This is a genomic window from Pseudomonas sp. GL-B-12 (genome assembly GCF_019955895.1).
Classification (GTDB): Bacteria; Pseudomonadota; Gammaproteobacteria; order Pseudomonadales; family Pseudomonadaceae; genus Aquipseudomonas.
Map to the genome: position 1 here is coordinate 1 of NZ_JAHBCX010000085.1, position 1121 is coordinate 1121.

Consider the following 1121-nt stretch of genomic DNA (forward strand, 5'->3'; position numbering starts at 1 on the left):
ACCGCCTGCCAACGCCTGTCCGGCTCAATCGACGAAGCCCGCTACGAAGTCACCCTGCAACCGCGCCTGGCCCTGCTCGATCGCGGCCAGCAAACGCGGATCTATCAGCACCAGTCCGTGCCAGACATCGTCAAAAGCATTCTGCGCGACCGCCACGGCCTGGACACCGGGCACTTTCGCTTCAACCTCAAGCGCGAGTACCCGCAGCGCGAGCAGGTAATGCAGTACCAGGAAAGCGACCTGGCCTTCATCAGCCGCCTGCTGGCCGACGTCGGCATCTGGTTCCGCTGCATCCAGCACGAAGAGCTCGCCTTCGACGTCGTCGAGTTCTGCGACGACCAGCGCTGCTACCAGTTCGACGTCGAACTGCCGCTGCGCTCGCCCTCGGGCTTCAGCAACAGCGTCGAAGACAGCGTCTGGGCCCTGAAAACCCGCCACCGGGTGGTGGAACAGCAGGTCAGCATACGCGCCTATCACCCCGAGGACAGTCGCGCCTACCTCGACGGCGAGGTCGACCAGACCCTCGGCGAGCCCACCACCCACGGCGTGGCCACGACCCGCGGCGTCGCCGACAACACCTACGGCGAGGCCTACCACTACGCCGAACCCTACCGCGTGCTCGGCAAGTCCCACCTGCGCGACGAAGACCTGCAAAGCGAAAGCGGCTTTTTCTACGCGCGCCTGCGCCACGAACGCTACCTCAACAACCAGACCCACCTCAGCGGCACCAGCAGCAGCGCCACCCTGGCCCCGGGCCAGGTGCTGACCATCAGCGGCGACGCCCCCAAGGCCTTCGCCTCCCGCGTGGTGATCACAAAGATCACCACGCGCGCCGCCCGCGACCGCAGCCTGACCTGCGATTTCGAAGCCATGCCCTACGCCTTGCGCCTGTGCTTTCGCCCAGAAGTACCGCCCAAACCACAAATCGCCGGCACCCTGCCGGCACGCATCACCCACCCCCAGAGCAACCCCCTGTACACCGAAATCGATATGCAAGGGCGCTACCGGGTCAAGTTCCTCTTCGACCGCGACACCTGGCCCGCCGGCCGCGAAAGCAAATGGCTGCGCCAGGCCCGCGCCTACGCCGGCGACACCTACGGCCTGCACCTGCCGCTGATCGC

At 66.4% G+C, this 1121-nt stretch carries 1 protein-coding gene; it reads left to right on the forward strand.

The window, feature by feature from the left end:
- Positions 1-1121: type VI secretion system Vgr family protein (locus KGA85_RS29475; RefSeq protein ID WP_223543599.1), on the forward strand; the 1121-nt coding region annotated here is incomplete at both ends.